This is a genomic window from Herbidospora sakaeratensis, assembly GCF_001570525.1.
GTDB lineage: Bacteria > Actinomycetota > Actinomycetes > Streptosporangiales > Streptosporangiaceae > Herbidospora > Herbidospora sakaeratensis.
Genome location: NZ_BBXC01000010.1, coordinates 125,007 through 145,418, shown reverse-complemented (window position 1 = coordinate 145,418; position 20,412 = coordinate 125,007). Strand labels below are relative to the sequence as shown.

The 20,412-nt window shown below is 71.4% G+C and carries 17 protein-coding genes; 10 read left to right on the top strand and 7 right to left on the bottom strand.

Annotated elements, in window-relative coordinates; genetic code table 11:
- The first annotated feature begins 4 nt into the window (after positions 1 to 4).
- Complete coding sequence (locus AW271_RS13895) at positions 5 to 604, top strand: TetR/AcrR family transcriptional regulator (protein ID WP_062336726.1); 600 nt, start codon at positions 5 to 7, stop codon at positions 602 to 604.
- Here AW271_RS13895 and AW271_RS13890 read toward each other — a convergent pair.
- The 4 genes from AW271_RS13890 to AW271_RS13875 form a co-directional block, all read right to left on the bottom strand.
- On the bottom strand, positions 594 to 1,118 hold the full coding sequence (locus tag AW271_RS13890; RefSeq protein WP_062336724.1) for a CARDB domain-containing protein: 525 nt from the start codon (positions 1,116 to 1,118) through the stop codon (positions 594 to 596). The two genes, AW271_RS13895 and AW271_RS13890, sit on opposite strands and share 11 nt — an antisense overlap.
- Positions 1,119 to 1,205: 87 nt before the next feature.
- Complete coding sequence (locus AW271_RS13885; protein WP_218008045.1) at positions 1,206 to 1,715, bottom strand: hypothetical protein; 510 nt, start codon at positions 1,713 to 1,715, stop codon at positions 1,206 to 1,208.
- A gap of 61 nt (positions 1,716 to 1,776) precedes the next feature.
- A complete protein-coding gene (locus tag AW271_RS13880; protein WP_157554108.1) occupies positions 1,777 to 10,653 on the bottom strand; it encodes a DUF7927 domain-containing protein in 8,877 nt (2,958 codons plus the stop codon).
- Positions 10,646 to 11,503: a COG1361 family protein gene (locus AW271_RS13875; protein WP_157554105.1), complete on the bottom strand. Its 858-nt coding sequence runs from the start codon at positions 11,501 to 11,503 to the stop codon at positions 10,646 to 10,648. The genes AW271_RS13880 and AW271_RS13875 overlap by 8 nt, the downstream gene beginning before the upstream one ends.
- A gap of 252 nt (positions 11,504 to 11,755) precedes the next feature.
- On the opposite strand from AW271_RS13875, the gene AW271_RS13870 reads away from it, so the two are divergent.
- Positions 11,756 to 12,313, top strand: a complete 558-nt coding sequence (locus tag AW271_RS13870; protein ID WP_062336717.1) for a hypothetical protein — start codon at positions 11,756 to 11,758, stop codon at positions 12,311 to 12,313.
- On the opposite strand, the gene asnB is transcribed toward AW271_RS13870, so the two are convergent.
- Complete coding sequence (gene asnB / locus AW271_RS13865) at positions 12,297 to 14,135, bottom strand: asparagine synthase (glutamine-hydrolyzing) (RefSeq protein ID WP_062336715.1); 1,839 nt, start codon at positions 14,133 to 14,135, stop codon at positions 12,297 to 12,299. The two genes, AW271_RS13870 and asnB, sit on opposite strands and share 17 nt — an antisense overlap.
- Positions 14,136 to 14,289: 154 nt before the next feature.
- Between asnB and AW271_RS13860 the strand changes: the two genes are divergently transcribed.
- From AW271_RS13860 to AW271_RS13850, 3 genes are read left to right on the top strand one after another with little or no spacing between them, the layout of a single operon-like run.
- A complete protein-coding gene (locus AW271_RS13860; protein WP_062336713.1) occupies positions 14,290 to 14,877 on the top strand; it encodes a dihydrofolate reductase family protein in 588 nt (195 codons plus the stop codon).
- 10 nt (positions 14,878 to 14,887) lie between these two features.
- On the top strand, positions 14,888 to 15,241 hold the full coding sequence (locus tag AW271_RS13855) for a BlaI/MecI/CopY family transcriptional regulator (RefSeq protein ID WP_062336711.1): 354 nt from the start codon (positions 14,888 to 14,890) through the stop codon (positions 15,239 to 15,241).
- Positions 15,238 to 16,188, top strand: coding sequence for a M56 family metallopeptidase (locus tag AW271_RS13850; RefSeq protein ID WP_062336709.1), 951 nt, complete (start codon positions 15,238 to 15,240; stop codon positions 16,186 to 16,188). The genes AW271_RS13855 and AW271_RS13850 overlap by 4 nt, the downstream gene beginning before the upstream one ends.
- Here the strand turns inward: AW271_RS13850 and AW271_RS13845 are convergent.
- Together AW271_RS13845 and AW271_RS13840 are read right to left on the bottom strand one after the other, a co-directional pair.
- Positions 16,160 to 16,690 carry a vitamin K epoxide reductase family protein gene (locus AW271_RS13845; RefSeq protein ID WP_062336707.1) on the bottom strand — a complete coding sequence of 177 codons (531 nt, stop codon included), beginning with the start codon at positions 16,688 to 16,690 and terminating at the stop codon, positions 16,160 to 16,162. The genes AW271_RS13850 and AW271_RS13845 overlap by 29 nt on opposite strands.
- Complete coding sequence (locus AW271_RS13840) at positions 16,671 to 17,363, bottom strand: DsbA family protein (RefSeq protein ID WP_083976591.1); 693 nt, start codon at positions 17,361 to 17,363, stop codon at positions 16,671 to 16,673. The genes AW271_RS13845 and AW271_RS13840 overlap by 20 nt, the downstream gene beginning before the upstream one ends.
- 107 nt (positions 17,364 to 17,470) lie before the next feature.
- On the opposite strand from AW271_RS13840, the gene AW271_RS13835 reads away from it, so the two are divergent.
- Genes AW271_RS13835 through AW271_RS13815 form a run of 5 tightly spaced genes read left to right on the top strand, consistent with a single transcriptional unit; the run spans position 17,471 to position 20,410 of the window.
- Positions 17,471 to 18,076 (top strand): HNH endonuclease family protein, encoded by a 606-nt coding sequence (locus AW271_RS13835; RefSeq protein ID WP_062336703.1) that lies wholly within the window; start codon positions 17,471 to 17,473, stop codon positions 18,074 to 18,076.
- Between the two features lie 14 nt (positions 18,077 to 18,090).
- Positions 18,091 to 18,306 (top strand): hypothetical protein, encoded by a 216-nt coding sequence (locus AW271_RS13830; protein ID WP_157554102.1) that lies wholly within the window; start codon positions 18,091 to 18,093, stop codon positions 18,304 to 18,306.
- On the top strand, positions 18,303 to 18,608 hold the full coding sequence (locus tag AW271_RS13825; RefSeq protein ID WP_062336698.1) for a winged helix-turn-helix domain-containing protein: 306 nt from the start codon (positions 18,303 to 18,305) through the stop codon (positions 18,606 to 18,608). Before AW271_RS13830 ends, AW271_RS13825 begins: the two co-directional genes overlap by 4 nt.
- Before the next feature lie 46 nt (positions 18,609 to 18,654).
- Positions 18,655 to 19,401 (top strand): S1C family serine protease, encoded by a 747-nt coding sequence (locus AW271_RS13820; protein WP_062336695.1) that lies wholly within the window; start codon positions 18,655 to 18,657, stop codon positions 19,399 to 19,401.
- 16 nt (positions 19,402 to 19,417) lie between these two features.
- Positions 19,418 to 20,410, top strand: a complete 993-nt coding sequence (locus tag AW271_RS13815; protein WP_062336693.1) for an AAA family ATPase — start codon at positions 19,418 to 19,420, stop codon at positions 20,408 to 20,410.
- Positions 20,411 to 20,412: the final 2 nt, after the last annotated feature.

Below are 20,412 nucleotides of genomic sequence, written 5' to 3'. Positions count from 1 at the left end.
CGTGATGGAGCGACGCCGGCAGGCGCGCGGTGAGCGGCGGATGGCCGAGATCCTCGACGCGGCGGCCGACGCCTTCGCCGAGCTCGGCTACGAGAAGGCGTCGACGAACGCCATCGCCGCGCGGGCCGGGATCTCGCCCGGCTCGCTCTACCAGTTCTTCCCGAGCAAGGAGGCGGTGGCCCGCGCGCTGGCCGACCGGTTCGTGGCCGACATGACGACCGCCCACGCGTCGGCGTTCGGCGGGGCCGACGTCGCGGAGATGGACCTCGGCGAGCTGCTCGACCGGGTGGTCGACCCGCTGGTGGCGTTCAACCTCGCCAACCCGGGGTTCAAGGCGCTGTTCGCCCGGCCCGACATGCCCTCGGCGCTGGCCGAGTCGTCGCAGCCGATCCAGGCGGCGATGCTCGGGCAGGTCGAGGCGATCCTCGGTGCCCGGACGCCGGGGCTGGCCCCGGCCGACCGGGCGCGCAGCGCGCGGGTGCTGGTGCGGATCTTCCAGGCCATGACGCCGCTGGTGACGGCGGCGGCCGAAGAGGAGCGCCCGGCCGAGATCGCCGAGCTCAAGAGAGTGCTGGGGGGATATCTGACCTCGCTCAGCGGCTAGTCGCGTCCGTCCGGCGCCGCCACACGAGCCCGAGCAGCACGAGCAGCAGGGCCGCGCCCGCCCCCCACGCCACCGGCACCGACGACCCCTGGGTCTTCATCGCCACCGGAGCCGGGGCGGTCACGGGGGCCGAGTCGGTCGCGCACACCAGCGGCCGCGCCTCGTCCGCGCGGGCCGCGCACGACACCACCGCGAGGCGCTTCAGCCCGGGGGCCAGCCGCTTCACGTCCATGGTCACGCTGAACGTCACGGTCTCGCCGGCCCGCAGCGGGTGCGTCCAGCGCACCCGGCCGTCGGCCGCCTTCCCCGGCGGCGACGACGAGACCAGCGTCAGGCCGGGGTCGACGGTCTGGCTGATGTCGAGGGACCTGGCGTCGGCGGCGCCGGTGTTGGTCACCGTCGTCGTGTACGTCAGCCGCTGTCCCTGCCTGACCGCGTCGCCGCCCCCCTCGACCGCGATGGTCAGCTGGGTCTTCGGTTTCGCGTGCGCGGCCGGCGCCACCGCCAACGACACGGCGATTATCGCCGCGACTTTTCTCCAAAACGCCATGGTCCCCCCAGAGGCCGGCGGACGAATATTCCGCCGGCCATTCTCCGGCATTTACAGCGTGGTGGCGATGTAATTCAGCGTGCCCCGGTAGGTGTCGGGGCGGACGAACGGAATGGTGATGCGGTAGTTGTTCGCGATGATGTCTCCCGTGGGCGCCGAGGCCGACGCCTTGGTGTCGACCACGACCGGCGTCCCGGCACTCAGCGAGGTGAAGGTGCCCGCCTGGGCCGGGCCGCTGACCTGGAGCAGCGACGCCGGGATGACGTCGGTGCTGCCGGCGATCGAGGGCAGCAGGTTGGGCGTCGTCGGCTGCACCGTGACGGTGTAACCGGCGAAGTTGTTCGTGGTCACGCGCATGGTCACCGGCGAAGCGGTGGTCACGACCGCGCCCGGCGCGCCGGTCAGCGTGAACGACGGGGTCAGCTCGGTGAGCGTGATCTGGTCGGTGACCACGACGATCGCCTCGGTGTTGCCGGTGGCGCTGTCGGCGGCCGCGGGCGCGGCGTGCAGCACGCCCGCCAGGCAGGCGAGAGCCGCGCACGCGATTCTGATGTCAGGCATTTGTGCCATCCCTTTCAATTAACCTCGACGCCATGATCACCGCGATTTCCCGTAGTTAAACTCACGATGTGCTGGCAATGTAGTCGAGGGTCACTGAATAGTTGCCGGTCGGGACAAAAGGAATATCGACCTCATAATCATTCGCGAGCGAATCCCCGATTTGCGCCGACGGCCCCGGCTGCCGGTGCACCACGATCGGCGTCGTCGTCGACAGCGGCTGGAAGCCGGCGGTCTCCGGCGACCGCACCCTCAGCGCGGAGATCGGGATCGAGGCGCCGGTCACCGGCGAGGTCAGCGCGGGCGCCGACGAGCGTACGGTCACCGTGTAGCCGGTCGGGCTGTTGGTGATGACGTTCAGCGTCACGACGCCGTCGCCGCGCTGGGTGGTGTCAGGCGGGCCTGTCAGGGTGAAGCTCCTGGTCAGGTCGGCCACGGCGATGCTCTGGGCGATCACGGCGATGCTCGTCGAGCAGCGCTGGTCGGCCGATCCCACGGCGCAGTTGGAACCTCGGGTGGGTGAGGTGATCGTGGTGGCCAGGGTGCCGTGCCCGGCGGCCGGGTCGACGCGCACCGAGTAGGTCACGGTCGCGCTGGCGCCCTCCGCCAGGTCGCCCGTCCAGATCAGCTCGTTGTTGATGGGAGCCACGAAGCCCGCGGAGGCCCAGGCGTCGCCGCCGTAGATCGCCGTGCCGACGGGGTCGGTGTAGGTCGCGCCCGTGTACGGCGTCTGGCCCGTGTTGGCCACCGTCACCGTGTAGTTCACGATGCCGCCGGCCACGATGCTCGCCACGTCGGCCTGCTTGGTGATCGTGAGCCGGGGCGTCAGCACCCACACGGTCGTCGAGCACGCCGGGCCGCCCGGGCAGGTCGCGCCGCGCGTCGGCGACACCACCTGCTGGACCAGGTGGCCGTCGCCCGGATCGGGGTCCTTGATCCGCACCGAGAAGGTGACCACGGCGACCGCGCCGACGGCCAGGTCGCCCGTCCACGACAACTGCGGCTCGGTGTAGGTCACCGTGCCCGAGGTCGCCGTGGCGTCGCCGTCGTAGACCGCGTCGCCGAGCAGGCCGACCAGCGACGTGCTCCAGGTCGCGCCCTGGTAGGGCGCCTCGCCGGTGTTCGCGGCGGTGATCGTGTAGGTCACGACGTCGCCCGGGGTCGCGGTCTGCCGGTCGGCGACCGTGGTCAGGGTCAGCTCGGGGATGAGCACGGTGACTGTGGTCGTGCACGCCTGGCAGTCGAGGCCCGGGGTCGTGGAAGTGACGTCGCTGGTCAGCGTGCCCCCGTCGCCGCCGGGGTCGATCACCGTGATCGAGGCGGTCGCGGTGACCGACTCACCGGGGGCCAGGCGGCCGTTCCAGGTGACCGAGCCGTCGAGGTTGAAGGTCAGGGTGCCGCTGCTGACCATGGCGTCGTTGTTGTACTCGGCGTTCGCCAGCGCGCCGGCCAGCGACAGGGTGAAGTCGGCCGGCGAGAAGGTGGTCTGCCCGTTGTTGGTCGCCGTCAGCGTGTAGCGCACGACGTCTCCCGGCATCGCGACCGTGCGGTCGGTGGCGGTGACGACGGTGAACACCGCCACCGGCACGTCGGTCTCGCACCGCGGGTCGGTCCCGCAGTTGCCGCCGGTCGTCGGGGAGGTGATCCGGCTCGACAACATGCGGTCGCCCGGGTCGGGGTTCCGCACGGTGACCGAGTAGGTGACCGTCGCCGACTGGCCGGGGGTCAGCGCGCCCGTCCAGGTGAGCGCGCCGGCCGCGAAGCCGACGCTCCCCCTGGTGGCGCTGCCGTCGCCGTTGTAGACGGCGTCGTCGAGCACGCCGGCCAGCGCGTCGGTGAAGGTGGCCGCCGGGTGGTTCGTCTGGCCGGAGTTGGTGACCGTGACCGTGTAGGTCACCGTCCCGCCCGGGACCGTCGAGGCCGGGCTCGCCGACTTCACGATGGTCAGCGCCGGGGTGAGCACCTGGACGTTGCTGGTGCACGCCCCGCACGACAACCCTTCGGCGTCCGACGTCACCGCGTTGGCCATGATCTTGTCGCCCGGGTCGGGCGACCGCACGGTCATCGTGTAGGTCACCGTCGCCGTGGCCCCGACCGCCAGGTCGCCGGTCCAGGTCAGCGCCGGGTCGGCGAAGACCACCGAGCCGGTCGTGGCGGCGGCGTCCGCGTTGTAGACGGCGTCGTCGAGCGCGCCCGCCAGCGGGTCGGTGACGCCGATCCCCGTGTAGGGCGTCTCGCCGGTGTTCGCGATCGTGATCGTGTACGCCACCGTGTCGCCCGGCTCGGCCGTCGCGCGGTCGGCGGTCTTGGCGATGGTCAGCTGCGGCACCAGCACGGGCACGTCGAGCGCGCAGGCCGGATCGGTCCCGCCCGCCGGGCAGTTCGAGCCGGGCGCGGCCGACGTCAGCCGGGTCGCGATCCGCCGGTTGCCGGTCGGCGGCGCGTTGGCCGTGAACGGCGACGCCACCGTGACGCTGCCGCCGACGGGGAGGTCGCCCGTCCAGATGAGGTCGAGCCCCTCGACCGACAACGTGCCCGAGGTGAGCGTCGTGTCGCCGGTCGGCGTGGCGTCGTCGACGAGGTCGCCGGCCGGGATCGCGACGCGGATCCCGTGGTAGGGCGTCTGCCCGGTGTTCGTGAACACGGCGGTCAGCTGGACCGTCTGCCCCGGCTTGACGCTGGTGGCGCTGGACGACACGGCGATCTCCAGCTCCGACACGGTGACCGTGGCCGAGCAGCGTGGGTCGGTCCCGCCCGCCGGGCAGTTGCCGCCGGGCGAGGGCGAGACGAGCGTGCCGGTGAGCAGGTCGTCGCCGGAGCCGCGCGCCGGGTTCACCGTCACCGAGTAGGTGACGGTCACCATGCCCCCGGCGGGCACGTTGCCCGACCAGGTCACGTTCGGCGAGGTGAAGGCGGCCGTGCCCGACGTCGCGGCCAGGTCGCCGTTGTACGAGGCGTCGTCCAGCACCCCCGCCAGCGGATCGGTGAAGGCCGCGCCCACGTAGGTCGTGGCGGCGGAGTTGGCCACGGTGACCGTGTACGTCACGACCCCGCCCCGGACCACCGACGACGGGTCGGCCGTCTTGGTGAAGGTCAGGTCGGTCACGTCGGTGACCACCACCGTGACCGCGCACGGCGTGTCGGCCGATCCGGCCGGGCAGTTGGCGCCCCTGGCGGCCGAGGTGGTCACCGCGGTCAGCCGTTTGTCGCCCAGGTCGGGGTTGTTCACCACGGCCGTGAAGGTGATCGTCGTACTGGCGCCGACGGCGAGGTCGCCCGTCCAGGTCAGGTTCGGCGCGGTGTAGGCCACCGACCCCGACGTGGCGACGGCGTCGGCGCCGTACACGGCGTCGTCGAGCAGGGCCGACAGGCTGGTGAGCGCCGTGGCGCCCGTGTAGGGCGTCTGGCCGGTGTTGGTGATCGTCGTGGTGAAGGTGACGGTGTCGCCCGGGATAGCGGTCTGCCGGTCGGCCGAGGTCGCCATGGTCAGCGCCGGAGTCAGCACGACCACCCGCGACACGCAGGCCGAGACGCACGTGCTGCCCGGCGCGGCCGAGGTGACCGCGTTGATGAGCTGCTTGTCGCCCGGGTCGGGGTCGCGCACGGTCACGCTGTAGGTGACGACCGCCGACGCGCCCACGGCCAGGTCGCCCGTCCAGGTCAGCTGCGGCGTGGCGAAGACGGCCGTGCCCGCGGTGGCCGACGCGTCGGCGTTGTAGACGGCGTCGTCGAGCAGACCGCTCAGGTCGTCGGTCACGCTGATCCCCGTGTAGGGCGTCTGGCCGCTGTTGGTGATCGTCGTCGTGTAGTGGACGACGCCTCCCGGCTCCTGCGTGGTGGTGTCGGGCACGGTGGTGATCGTCAGGGCCGGGATCAGCACGTCGATCCGCGCGGTGCAGGCCGGGTCGCTCCCGCCGGTCGGGCAGGAGCTGCCCGGCGCGTCGGCGACGAGCGTGCCGCGGATGATCTTGTTGCCGGTGTCGGGGTTCTTCACGGTCAGCGTGCCGGTGACGGTCACCGTGCCGCCGACGGGGATGTCGCCCGTCCAGTTGATGCCGGTCGGGCCCAGGACCAGGTTGCCCGAGGTGGCGACCTGGTCGCCGTTCGGGGTGGCGTCGTCGATCACGTCGGCGCTGGACGCCGACACGGTGAGGCCCGTGTAGGGCGTCTGGCCGGTGTTGGCGAACGTCGCGCTGAGGTGGATGACCGAACCCGGGGTGGTGCTCGTCTCGGTGAACGCCTGGCTCAGGGCGAGCCGTGACAACCGGACCGTCGACGAGCACCCGCTCGCGCAGGTCGATCCGGGGACCGTCGACACGACCGTGCCGGTGATCAGCCCGTCGCCGGGGTCGGGGTTGCGGACGGTCGCCGAATAGGTGATCGTCGCGGTCGCGCCGACGGCGAGGTCGCCCGTCCAGGTCAGGTTCGGCGCGGTGTAGGTCACCGTGCCGGAGCTCGCGGCGGCGTCGCCGTTGTAGACGGCGTCGTCGAGCAGCTGGGCCAGCTGGTCGGTCAGGCTCGCGCCGGTGTAGGGCGTCTGGCCGGTGTTCTGGGCGGTGATCGTGTAGTTGATCACCTCGCCCTGGGCGGCGCTGGCCCGGTCGGCCTGCCGGGTGATCGTCAGGCCCGGGAGCAGCACGTTCACCACGGCGGTGCAGCTCGGGTTCGACGACCCCTGCGGGCAGGTGCTGCCCAAGGCCGGCGACACGACCGTGTTGTACATGAGCCGGTCGCCCGGGTCGGGGTTCTTCACGGTCACCGTGTACGTCACCGTCACCGAGGCCCCCACCGCGAGGTCGCCCGTCCACGACAACACCGGCGTGTTGTAGGCGACCGCGCCGGAGGTGGCCGAGGCGTCGCCGTTGTAGACGGCGTCGGGGAGCACGCCCGCCAGCGAGTCGGTGAAGGTGGCCCCCTGGTAGGCGGTCTGGCCGGTGTTGGCGGCGGTGATCGTGTAGGTGACCGTGCCGCCGGGCGTGGTGGTCGGCGAACCGGCCGTCTTCGTCAGGGTGAGCCTGGGTTGCCGGATCGGCACGGAGGTCGTACACGACACGCAGTTCAGGCCGGCCGTCGTCGAGGTGACGTTGCTGGTCAGGGTGCCCGAGGCGGGGTTGTTGACGGTGACCGACGCGGTCGCGGTCACCGACTGGCCGGGCGCGAGCGGGCCGGTCCAGGTGATCGTCCCGTTCGGGTTCAGCGTCAGGTTGCCGGAGGTGGCGGTGGCGTCGTTGTCGTAGGTCGCGTCGCCCGCCAGCGCCAGCGTGAAGTCGGCCGCCGGGTAGGTCGTCTGCCCGGTGTTGGTGGCGGTCACCGTGTAGCGCACCACCCCGGTGGGCGTCGTGCTCGACACGTCGGTGGCGGTGGTGACGGTCAGCCTCGGCACCAGCGTCGTGACGGTGACCGTGCACGGGCAGTTGTTCCCGGGGCTGGCCGAGGTCACCGTGTTGGTCAGCGCGCGGTCGCCGGGGTCGGGGTCGCGGACCGTCACCGAGTAGGTGATGGTGGCCGACGCGCCCGCGGACAGGTTGCCCGACCACGACAACGTCGGAGCACCGTAGGTCACGGTGCCCGAGGTCGCCGTCGCGTCGTTGTTGTACGTCGCGTCGTCGAGCACTCCGGCGAGCGCGTCGGAGAACGTGGCCGGGGAGTACGCCGTCTTCCCGGTGTTGGTGACCGTGACCGTGTAGGTCACGGTCGCCCCCGGCGTGGGGTTGGCCGTGTCGGCGGTCTTGCCGATGGAGAGCGCCTGCAGCGTGACCGTCGACCGGCACCGGCTGTCGGCGCTCGACGCCGGGCAGTTGGTGCCCGAGGTCGGCGAGACGACCGTGTCGGTCAGGATGCCGTTCCCGCCGGTCCGCACGGTCACCGAATAGGTGATCGTCGCGGTCGCCCCGGCGGCCAGGTTGCCGGTCCAGGTCACGTTCTGCCCGCTCAGCGAGGCGCTGCCCAGCGAGGCGGCCAGGTCGCCGTTGTAGGTGGCGTCGTCGAGCACGTCGGCCAGCGGGTCGCTCAGGGTGACCCCGCTGAAGGCCGACGGGCCGGTGTTCGCCACCGTGATCGTGTACGAGAGCGTCGACCCCGGCGTCGCCGCCGACTGGTTGGCCGTCTTGGTGATGACGAGCGGCCCCGCCCCGACGTTGATCGTCGCCGACTTGGTGTCGCTCTGCCCGTTCGTGTCGGTGACCTTGACCGCGAAGGCGTAGGCACCCTGTGTGGTCGGGGTGCCCGAGATGAGGCCGGTCGTGCTGTTCAGCGTCAGCCCCGGCGGCAGTGCCCCCGAGGCGAGCGAATAGGTGTAGGGCGCGGTGCCGCCCGAGACCGACAGCGGCAGGTTGTAGGCCACGGCGACCTGCGCGGCCGGGGGCGGCGGAACGGTCAGCACGGGGGCCGCCGCGATCGTCACCGTCGCCGCGCGGGTGTCGCTCTGCCCGCTCGCGTCGAGGATCCTGACCGTGAAGTTGTAGGTGCCGGCCGTCGTCGGGGTGCCCGACAGCAGGCCGGTCGACGGGTTGAGCGTCACCCCCGGCGGCAACGACCCGGCGCTGATCGACCAGGTGATCGGCGCGGTGCCGCCCGTCATCGTCAGCGGCACGTTGTAGGCCACGTTCACCTGCCCGCCCGGCGGCGGCCCGAAGGTGAGCTGCGGGTTGGCGTTCGGCGTCACGGTCGCCGACGGCGTCGAGGGCAGGCCGGGACCGGCCGCGTTCACGGCCGTCACCGTGAAGGTGTACGCCGCCCCCGCCGTCAGCCCGGTGACCGTCTGCGTCGTCGCCGTGGACGAGTAGGAGACCGGCGTCTGCGCCACCCCGTTGAGATAGGGCGTCACGACGTAGCCGGTGATCGCGCTGCCGCCGTTCGAGGCCGGTGGCGACCAGGTCAGCGTGGCCGACAGGTCTCCGGCGGTCGCCGAGGTGATCGTCGGCCGCCCCGGCACGGTGTAGGGCACCACCGTGTTCGACTGCGGACCGGCCGTGCCGGTCCCGATGGCGTTCACCGCCGCGACGGTGAAGGTGTAGGAGGCCCCGGCAGTCAGCCCGGTGAGCGTCTGGGTCGTCGCCGTCGAGGGGTAGGAGACCGGCGTCTGCGCGACGCCGTTCAGGTAGGGCGTGACGACGTAGCCCGTGATCGGGCTGCCGTTCGCGGCCGGTGCCGTCCAGGTCACGGTCGCGCTGGTCGCGCCTGCCGTCGCGGTGGGCGCGGCGGGCGTGGCCGGGGCCGAGGTGTAGGTGTAGGCGGCCGATCCCGCCACGCCCTGGGTCACCACCGTCACGGTCACGGCGGCGGCCGTCGAACGCGACGGCATCGACGGGATCGTCAGCGTGCCGTTGGCGTTGGCGACGAAGCAGTTCGTGGTGATCACGCTGGAGCACGGCAGCAGCACGACCGGCGTGCCCGCTTGTTGTTCGGCCGTGGTGCCGATCTCGATGGCGGTCGCGCCGGTCAGGTTCGAGCCGCTGACGGTCACGCTCCCGCCGCCCGCGATGGTGCCGCTGGTGGTCGACAACGTGATCCCCGACGGGGCCGCCGGGATGGTGCCCGCCGTGGTGGTCGTCGCGATGCCCGGGTTGCCGTCGTTGGAGGAGACCGTCACGGTCGAACCGGTCTGCACGGTCGACGGCGTCACCGAACTCCCGGTGACGATGCCGACGACGGTGATCGTCGGCAGGGTGGTGCCGCTGGCGAAGGGGGTGTTGGAGTTCGTACAGGTGATCTTCTGCCCGGACGGCGCGCCGCAGACCCAGCCGGCGCCGAACGCGCCCACGGGCACCACGCCGGCCGGCAGCGTCTCGGTCACCGAGATCGGCAGCGTCTCGTTGGCGCCCGTGGCCGACACCACCGGCCGGACCGTGTAGGTCACCGGGTCGCCCGGCTTCGGCGCGGTCCCGTTGTAGCTCGTCTGCGTCACGGTCAGGTCGGGCACCGGGTTGAGGCTGTTGACCACGACGTTGTCGATCTCGTGGAAGTCGGTGACGCCGCCCGTCGAGGCGACCCAGCCGAACGCGAGCTGCCGGGGGATGCCGGTGGCCGTCGTCCACGTCGACGACGGGTAGAGGCTCGACGACACGGTCGGCAGCGGGCCCGACAGCGTGCGGGGCGAACCGCCGACCGGGGTGAACTGGACCGTGTAGCTGCCCGCCGCGACCGACAAGCCGGCGGCGGTGGTCAGCGCGCTCGACGTCGGGTTGATCGCGATGGCGACCGGGACCACCGAGGCCGCCCGCGTGGTGCCGCGCAGCCGCAGCGCCGCCGAGCTCGTCGAGGTGGCCGTGCTGTTGATCGCGCAGTAGCCGACGGTGCCGGCGCCGGGCCCGCGCACCACGACCTGGCCCGGGACGATCCCGCTGGTGGAGATGTAGGCCGGGTTCGTGCACCCGCTGCCCTGGTAGGAGGAGTTGCTGAAGTTGCCGTACGCGTCGAAGCCGAACCCCAGGTAGGCGTTGGCCAGCCCGACCCCGGACGAGAACGGCGAATAGCCCAGCGAACCGCCGGGCCGCCCGATGTTGGCGGGCGGCACCGGGTTGGCCGGATCGACGGCCGCGGCGACGAACGCCACGCCGTCGGCCCCGCCGCCGCCGTACTGGTACATGTTGAACGTCACGTCGAGGCCCTGCGAGGTCGGCACCGCCGTCGCGCCGAAGATGCCGCCCTGCTGGCTGGTGACCGCGCTGGTCAGCCGCAGCACGCCCGAGCCGTTGGCGTCGGTCGAGGTGAGGCAGCTCTTCAGGCCGGTCCCGGTCAGGTTCCCGGCGGCCGACAGGCAGGCGGCGTTGGCGCCGGTCGAGCCGACCGGCAGCGCCGGGATCGTCACCGGATAGGCGGGGTCGATGGTGTTGTTCTTGAACGTCTGCACGAAGAGCGTCGACCCGGCGGCGTGCGAGACCGACGCGGGCACGTGCACGGCCGAGGCGGCGAGGACGACGGCGAGAACCCGCTTAAACACGGCTGCCACTCCCCGCCAGCTCACGCGCGGCCGACTCGACCCGGCGCCGGTACCGGTGCCGGACGAGCACCCAGACCAGCGCGCCGCCCATCACGACGGCGACCAGGACGACGAGCAGGTGCAGCGGGAAGACGACCACCTGCACCGTCCGGGTGTTGCCGCCGGGCACCGCCACGGTCACGTCGCAGAAGCAGACGAGCGGGGCGTCCCAGGTGGCCGCGACCTCGCGGGTGGCCCCGCGCACGACGGTGAAGTCGGGGAACAGCAGCTCCGACCCGCCGGCCCGCGCCTTGAGGCGCTCGGGCCCCCGGAAGTCCCGGTGCACCGTGCCGGTGCTGCGGACCTTCGCGGTGATCGGCACCGGCCCGCCGAGCACGAACCCGGGCGCCCGCAGGTCGGCGATCTCCGCCGACCGGTCGATCGCGCCGGGCACGGTGACGAACACCGGCGCGGCGATCCCCCGGTTGATCCGGATGTTCGCGCTGGTCTTGGCCGCCGGGACCTTGAAGATGACCGCGAACTGGTGGTCGCCGGGTTCGGGGGTCTGCGGCACGACCACGCGCAGCGTCACCGGACGGGTCTCCCCCGGCGGCACCGTCAGCTGGATCGGATCGACCGAGGCCCAGGCCGCCGCCGCGTAGGGCGCGCCGGGCTGGAAGCGCATCGCCCCCGACTCACCGGCGACGAAGTCGGACCTCTCGACGGTGACCTGGAACGCCTCCCGGCCCTTGTTGCTCACCTCGAACCGGTGCTCGGACGTCCCGGCCGGCACGACCAACCGGGTCGGCGTGACCTGCATCGAGAAGGCGGGCTCCGGTTCGGCCGCCCGAACCGGTGTGCCTTGGGTCAAGAAAAGACACAACACGACGAGGAATCCCGCCGTGCCACCCCGAACCGAATTGACCATCCGCAATGCCCCCCATAGCGATCAATTCGAGAAGGTAGTCAATCGACCGCCAAGAGGACTGCTCAAGATCGTCCGTGGATTCCTAGTCTCCACCCATGGTTTTCAGCGGGTCATATTCCGTAAAGCTTCCCCCGATGCGCCTTACTTCCGCCAATTGGGTATATGGGCCGGAGGGCAGGGATATACGGGGGAGAAATGAGAAAAAGCATCGCCGCGCTGGCGGGACTGATGTTCGCCGCCATGACACCGGCAGCCGCGCTGGCGGCGGAGGATCCGGGCGGCATGGGGGTCTCGATCCGGGTGCTTCCCCCGGAGGGAACGGTCGACCCGGTGGACCCGGTCGACCCGGTCGACCCCGACCCCGTGGACCCCGTCGACCCGTCAGCCGAGGAGCCGGACCGCCACCATGGAAAACCGGTGACCCATCACGTCGACGACGGCCATAAGGGCGGCATCGACGGCATTCACGGCAATGTCGACGGACTGAACTTCGAGGGCGACTCAGACAACTCGGGCATTAATCGCGATTCAGCAGTTAACCGCGATTCCGGCGTTCACGGAGATTCGGCGGCGGACCGCGATTCCGGCGTCCAGCACGATTCCGGTGTCACTCATGCGAAACCCGAGGAGTTGCCCTTCACCGGAATGAACGGCGACGCCCTCCTCGTGCTCGCGCTCGCGGGCGCGGTCGCGTCGCTGGAGGGCGTCGCGCTGATCGTGCTGACCCGTCGCCGGTTCAGACGCTCACCTTGACCTCGTAGTCCTTCAGCCAGGCGTCGAGCTGGAGCAGCCGCTCCAGCGGCGGCCTCGGCAGCGGCTCGCCGTCGGCCCGGCTGACCATCTTGCGGGCGTCGACGAGGTCCATGACCTCCTGGCTCGGCAGGTAGTCGCCGGACAGGAGCTCGCGCGCGGCGTCGCGGAGCGCGACGCCGTACGACGGGTCCTGGGTCGACGGGTAGGGCGACTTGACCCGGCGCAGGATCGAGTCGGGCAGGATGTCCGCGCAGGCCGCGCGGAGCAGGCTCTTCTCCCGGCCGTCGAACGTCTTCATCGCCCACGGCGCGTTGAACACGTAGTTGACGAGACGGTGGTCGCAGAAGGGCACGCGGACCTCCAGCCCGACGGCCATGCTCATGCGGTCCTTGCGGTCGAGCAGCATCTGCACGAACCGGGTCAGGTTGAAGTAGCTGATCTCGCGCATGCGCGCCTGCAGCCCGTTCTCGCCGGGGAGGCGCGGCACCTCGGCCATCGAGTCGTGGTAGCTGTCGGCCTGGTAGCCGGGGATGTCGAGCAGCCGCAGCAGGTCCTGGTCGAGCAGGTCCAGGTTCATGTGGCCCACGATGTCGCCGACGGCCAGCCACGGGAAGGTGTCGGCGTGCACGGCCACCGGGTCGTGGAACCACTGGTAGCCGCCGAACACCTCGTCGGCCGACTCGCCCGACAGGGCCACCGTCGAGTGGCTGCGGATCGCACGGAACAGCAGGTAGAGCGAGGTGTCCATGTCGCCCATGCCGACCGGCAGGTCGCGGGCGCGCAGCACCGCCGCCCTGACGGCCGGGTCGATCAGGTCGGCCGAGTCGAGCACGATGTCGGTGTGGTCGGAGCCGACGTGCCTGACCAGGTCGTGCGCGTAGGGGCCGTCGGGCGTCGCCCGGGCGGCGTCGGGCTTGAAGTTCTCGGTGTAGCCGAGGAAGTCGACCGAGAACGACCGCACCTTGCCCAGGCCCTGCGCCTTCAGGTCGTGCGCGGCCAGCGCGGTCACGGCGCTGGAGTCGAGCCCGCCCGACAGCAGCGTGCACAGCGGCACGTCGCTGATCAGCTGGCGGGCGATGATGTCGTCGAGCAGCCCCCGCACGTTCAGGACCGTGGCCGCGACGTCGTCGGGGTGCTCGTAGGCGGTCAGCTGCCAGTAGCGCCGCTTCGTGATGCCCTCGCGCCGGATCTTGACGATCTGGCCGGGGCGGACCTCGTACATGCCCTTGAAGATCGCCACCTCGGGCGTCTTCACGAACGCGAGCATCTCGCGCAGCCCGTCGGCGTCCACGACCCGCTCGGCCATCGGGTTGGCCAGGATCGCCTTCGGCTCCGAGCCGAACAGCACCCCGTCGTGGGTCGGGTAGTAGTAGAGCGGCTTGATGCCCATCCGGTCGCGGACCAGGATCAGCTGCTCGTCGCGGGTGTCCCAGACGGCGAAGGCGAACATGCCGTTCAGGTGGTCGGCGAGGTCCTCGCCCCACTCCAGGTAGGCGTGCAGCAGGACTTCGGTGTCGCTGTACGTCCGGAAGGCGTGCCCCCGGGAGACCAGTTCGTCGCGGAGCTCCTGGAAGTTGTAGACCTCACCGCTGTAGGTGAGCACCGCCAGCTCCCGCCCGTCGGCCTCGGCGATCATCGGCTGCCGTCCTCCGGCGAGGTCGATGATGGCGAGGCGGCGATGCCCGATCGCCGCGTGCGGAGAGAGCCAGAGTCCTTCGTCGTCGGGCCCCCGGCAGCTCATCGTGTCGGTCATGGCCTGCGCGACCTCCCTGGCTCCCGTCAGGTCGCGCTCGTAGTCCACCCAGCCGGTGATTCCACACATGCTCCCGATCCCCCAATCGCTCGCACTCTGTGGCAACCCACAGCCGGGGGCTCGATATGCCCGGATAAAAGTTTTTTGGCGACCCGATGTCGAAACCACGGCAACCCGGACGACGCGTTGACGGAAGACCAAGAATCCGAAGGAGACACCAAAGATGGGCAAGGTCATCACCGGCGGCACGATGTCCCTCGACGGCTTCATCGCCGGCCCCGGCGAGAGCGGCTTCGACCTGCTGTTCCAGTGGTACGGCAACGGCGACGTCGAGATCCCCGGCGCCAGCCCCGACGTGCCGCCGCTGCGGCTGTCGCAGGTCAGCGCCGACCTGCTGAAGGACGACTGGGGCAACGCCGGCGCGCTGGTCGTCGGCCGCCACCTCTACGACATGACAAACGCGTGGGGCGGCGTCCACCCGATGGGCGTCCCGGTGGTCGTGCTGACGCACCGCGTGCCCGAGGAGCGGCCGAACTTCGTGTTCGTCAGCGAGGGCATCGAGGCGGCCGTGGCGAAGGCCAGGGAGATCGCGGGCGACAAGGACGTCGTGGTCAACGGCGGCCAGATGGCCCGCCAGGCGCTGGAGGCCGGCCTGATCGACGAGGTCGGCGTGGAACTGGTCCCGGTGCTGCTCGGCGGTGGCACCCCGCTGTTCGCCGACCTCGGCGTCGCGCCGGTCCAGTTCGACGGACCGGTCAAAGTGGTCCAGGGCGTCGGCGTCACCCACCTGCGTTACCGCGTCCGGCGTTAGCCTGGAGGGCATGGCACGGCTGGGCACTCTCGAGCGCTCGATCATGGACGCCCTGTGGGACCACCCCGACGGGGTGTTCGCCCACGACCTGGCGGCGAAGTTGCCGTCGCGACCGGCCACCACCACGGTCCTGACCGTGCTGGTGCGGCTGACCCACAAGGGCCTGGTCTCCCGCGAGCGGGTCGGCCGGGCCCACCTCTACCGGGCCGCCGTCGAGAAGGACGCCGTCGTCGCCGAGGCGATGCGGGCCGCTCTCGACGAGGCGGGCGACCTCGAAGGGGCCGTGCAGCGGTTCGTCGGCACGGTCTCCCCCGAGGTCGCCGCCGCCCTCCGCGAAGCCCTCGACGCGAGAGACTCCCGATGACGCCCTGGTTACTGTCGGCCCTGGTCGCCCTGCTGCCGATGAGCTTCGCCTCCCGGCTCGCGACCGCCGCCTGGACCTGGCGGCACCCCCGGGCGGCGCTCGCGCTCTGGCAGGCGGTCGCCCTGTCGGCCGGGTTGGGGGCGATCACCGCCGGGCTGGTCGCGGCGGTCGCCCCGCTCGACGCCGTCTTCCCCCACGGCATGCACACCTTCGTCCGCCAGCTGGCGTGGGGGCACGGCCTCCACGGCCTGGGCTGGCCCGAGTTCGCCGCGCTGGCCTGGTCGGCCGGGGTGCTGCTGTGGCTGGCGGCCCACACGGTCAGGGCGGCCGTGGTCGCGCTGGCCGAACGTCGCCGCCAGCGGCTGCTGGTCGACGTGGCGGCCGAGCACCTGCCCGACGTCGACGTGTACGTCCTCCCGAGCGCCCGCCGCCTCGCCTACTGCGTGCCGGGGGCGGGCGGCCGGGTGGTGCTCAGCCAGGGGGCCCTCGACGTGTTGTCGGCGGCCGAGCTCCAGGCCGTGCTGAAGCACGAACGCGCCCACGCGAACGGCCGCCACGACCTGGTGCTGCTGCCGTTCGTGGCGCTGGCGAAGGCGTTCGCCTGGTTGCCGTTCGCGCGCACGGCCCGGCAGGCCGTGGCGGTGCTCCTGGAGATGATCGCCGACGACCACGCCCGCGACCCGATCCCGCTGGCCCACGCTCTGGTCGCGATGACGGCCCCGGCCCCCGCCGGGGGGCTGGGCCTCGCCGACGCCGGGGTGGTCGAGCGGGTCCGCCGCCTGCTGGCCCGGGGCCGGCAGGCGGTGTGGTGGGTGTCGGTGCTGGCCTACTCGTCGGCGGTGCTGGTGCTGAGCGGGCCGGTGGCCGTGCTGGTCGCGCCGTGGCTGGTGTGGGACTGCCATCCGTCGGCCGACCTGCTCACATGCGTACCAGACTCCAGAACCTGATCAGGATCAGGGCGACGATCAGCAGGTACCACCCGGTCACCATCAGGATCCGGTAGGGGCTGCGCGACCAGCCGTACACGAACATCGGGATCATGACCGCCCAGACCACCATGCAGTAGGGGCAGAGCGCGCCGATGACGTACAGGCTCTGGTAGATGAGCCAGTGCACGAACAGCACCCCGAGCAGCAGGCCGCCGCGCACCGCCCAGCCGAACCACGGCGGCAGCTCCGCGCCGGTCAGCAGCACCATGCCGACGCAGGCCACGACGGCGAACCCGGCGATGCCGAGCAGCGGGTTCGGGAAGCCGAACACCTCGGCCTGGGCCGTCTTCATGATCGACCCGCACGACAACAGCGGGTTGATGCTGCACGTCGGCACGTAGGACGGGTCCTTGAGCAGCGCGATCTTCTCGACCGTCAGGACGAACGCGGCGATCAACCCGATCAGGCCGCCGCCCAGCAGCCACCTCGCGGTGGCCCGGTCAGCCGGCCAGGGCCGCATCGAGCGCCGCCTCGAACGCCTCGGCCGACTCCGGCTGGATCTTCTTCTCGTTGAGGAAGAAGGTCGGCGTGCCGCTCACGCCCAGGGCCTCGCCGTCGGCCTGGTCCTTGCGGATGCGCTCCAGCGTGGCCGGGTCGGCGTAGGCCTTGTCCCAGGCGGCCAGGTCGAGCTTGAGCTCCTCGGCGAAGGTCCGGAACAGCGGGTCGGCGGGCACCCGCTGCTCGCCCCACTGCTGCTGGGTCTCGAACATGCGCTTGTACATGTCCTCGAACCGCCCCTGCTGGGCTGCGGCCTCGACCGCGCGGGCGGCGCGCTCGGCGTTGAAGTGGCTGGGGATCGGGAAGTAGCGCGCCACGAAGGTCACCCGGCCCTCGAACTTCTTCCGCAGCTCCTCCACCACCGGGAAGTAGGCGCGGCACGCCTCGCACTCGAAGTCGAGGAACTCGACCAGCGTGACCTTCCCGTCGGCCGCCTTCGACAACACGTGGCTGTCCTCCCGGACGTAGCTGCCGTCGGCGGAGGCGGTCTGGGTCCGGTCGAACACCAGGAACGCGGCGATGACCACGGCGAACAGACCCACGACTCCCACGGAGACCAGCCGCGCCCTGCGCCGGGCCGCGGCCTGCCGGTCCTTCTCCCGCATCGCCGCGACTTTGGTACGGACACTCCCCATGGCCCGCTCCCTTCACTGAACTTTTACCCAATGTAGAAGATAGCTTGTGAGGGCACCATAAAAGGCAGGCCGACTACCCTGAGTAGTCGCCGGGTATCGCTCCGGTCATGACTGCCCTCTGGCCGCGCGCGGCCCTGGTGACGGCCCTGCTGACGACCTGGCCCGCCCCGGCCGCCGGAGCCTCCGCCCGCTCGGCGCTGGAACAGCTCACCGTCCACCCCGCCAGCGCCCGGATCCTGGCCCGCTACGACCGTGCGAAGTTCATGACCGGCTGGCGGCGGGCGGGGACCGGCGGTTGCGACACCCGCCAGACCGTCTTGATGCGCGACGACCGGTCGCCCGGCTCGGGCGGCTGCGGCGGCCCGACTGGCCTGTGGCACAGCCCCTACGACGGCCGCACCCTGACGAACTCCGCCGAGATCGACGTCGACCACGTCGTGCCGCTCGCCAACGCCTGGATCTCCGGGGCCTGGCGGTGGAGCCCGGCCCGCCGCCACGCCTTCGCCCACGACCTCACCCGGCCCGAGCTGGTCGTGGTGAGCGAGGAGGTCAACCTCGACAAGGGCGGCCGCAGCCCGGCCAACTGGCGTCCGCCGGTGCGCGGGTACTGGTGCGCGTACGCCCGCGACTGGATCACCGTGAAGCGCCACTACGACCTGTCGGTCACCCCGAGGGAGAAGGCGGCCCTGCGCGTCATGCTGCATACCTGCTGACAAGCTCGTTGTGGGTGGCCTGGTACGCCCACCGGCAGAGCGTCAAGCCGCGCGGCTACGTCCGCCGCTACTCCGTCTCGCTGGGAGCTGGGATGATGCTGCACGTCGTCTTCGTGATCGTCCTCACGCAGGCCGGCTGGCGCGGCGACCCGGTGGCCGCGCTCGTCGGTGCGGCGGCGGTGGCGACCCCGTTCCTCATCGGTGCGTATGTGGAGAGCCGAGCCGCGTGAACCATCCCCGCCACGATCTCGACGACGTCATCCACTCGCCGGTGCGGATGTCCATCGTCGCCGTGCTGGCGGCGGCCGACGAGGTCGAGTTCGCGTTCGTGCGCGACGCCGTCGAGGTCACCGACCCCACCCTGTCGAAGCAGGTCACCACGCTCGAGAAGGCCGGCTACGTCGAGGTCGTCAAGGGCTACCTGGGCAAACGTCCGCGCACCTGGCTCAAGCTGACCCCCGAGGGCCGCGCCGCGTTCACCCGCCACCTGGCCGCGCTGAAGGCCATCGCCGACGGCGCCGGAATGCCGTGAAAACACGTTAAGGAAGTTTTCAGGACTCGGACGTACCGTCGTTTCCATGACCAAAGGGCCGAAGTCATGGTTGCTCGTCGCGGCCGCCGTGGTCTGGGCCGTGGCGATCACCGCGATGGTCCTCCTCCGCGGCGGCGACGTGCCCGAGGCCGCCGCTCCCAGCCCGTCGCCGTCCCCCTCCGACACCCCGTTGTCCGCCGCCGAGGTCTACCAGACGCTCCTCCCGTCGGTCGTCCGCATCGAGACCAAGCGTGACGGCTCCGACCACGCCAGCATGACCACCTCGGCCATCGGCACCGGCGTCATCGCCAACGCCGACGGCACCATCCTCACCGCCGCCCACGTGGTGGCCGGGGCCTCGTCCATCGAGGTCGCCTACACCGACGGCAGCCGGACCGCCGCCAAGGTCGCGGCCAGCGATGCGGAGAAGGACATCGCGACCCTCCAACCGGAGAAACTCCCCGGCACGCTCGTGCCCGCCACGCTCGGCGGCGGCGCCCAGGTCGGCGACGGCGTCGTCGCGATCGGCAACCCGCTCGGGCTCACCTTCAGCACCAGCGCCGGCGTGGTCTCCGGCCTGGACCGCGAGGTCGCGGGCACCGAAGGCCACATCCAGTTCGACGCGACGGTCAACCCGGGCAGCTCCGGCGGCCCGCTCGTCAACGACCGAGGCCAGGTGATCGGCATCGTCGTCTCCCTCGCGAACCCCACCGACGCCGGCACGTTCATCGGGATCGGCTTCGCCATGCCCATCGGCTCCGCGATCGGCGACGGCCCGGCCCCGCCCCTGTGAGGAAGGACCCTCCCCCGTGAGTTGGAACGACCCCGAGACCGTCCCGTCGGGCCCGATCGAGAAGCTCCTGTACGAGGTCAAGAAGACCATCGTCGGCCAGGACGCCCTCCTGGAGCGTTTGCTGGTGGCGCTGCTGGCGCGCGGGCACGTCCTCGTCGAGGGCGTGCCGGGCCTGGCCAAGACGCTGGCCGTGAAGTCGCTGGCCGAGGCGATGGGCGGCGACTTCCGGCGGGTGCAGTTCACCCCCGACCTGGTGCCCGCCGACATCGTCGGCACCCGCGTCTACCACCAGCCCAGCGGCGAGTTCCAGGTGCAGCTCGGGCCGGTGTTCACCAACCTGCTGCTCGCCGACGAGATCAACCGGGCCCCCGCGAAGGTGCAGAGCGCCCTGCTGGAGGTCATGCAGGAACGCCAGGTCACCATCGGCCGCGAGACCCACCGGGTGCCGAACCCGTTCCTGGTCATGGCGACCCAGAACCCGATCGAGAACGAGGGCGTCTATCCGCTGCCGGAGGCGCAGGTCGACCGGTTCATGATGAAGGTCGTGGTCGGCTACCCGAGCGCGACCGAGGAGTTCGTGGTCGTCGAGCGGGCCCTCACCCGCACGGCCGCCATCCAGAAGATCATCGAGCCCGAGCACCTGAAGGACCTCCAGGAAGAAGCCGACCAGGTCTACGTCGACCCGTCGCTGATCGAGTACTCCGTCCAGCTCGCCCACGCCAGCCGCGACCCCGCCCGCGTCGGCCAGGGCGACCTGGCCCGGTACGTCACCTACGGCGCGAGCCCCCGCGCGTCGATCAACCTGGTGCTCGCGGGCCGCGCGCTGGCCTACATCCGGGGACGGGAGTACGTCGTACCGGAGGACCTCCTCGACCTGGCCCTCGACGTCTTCCGGCACCGGCTGGTGTTGTCGTACGAGGCCCTCTCCGACGACGTGACGGCCGACCTGGTCCTGTCGAAGATCCTGGCCAACCTGCCGGTGCCCAGGCCCGCCGGCCGGGGACGCTGACC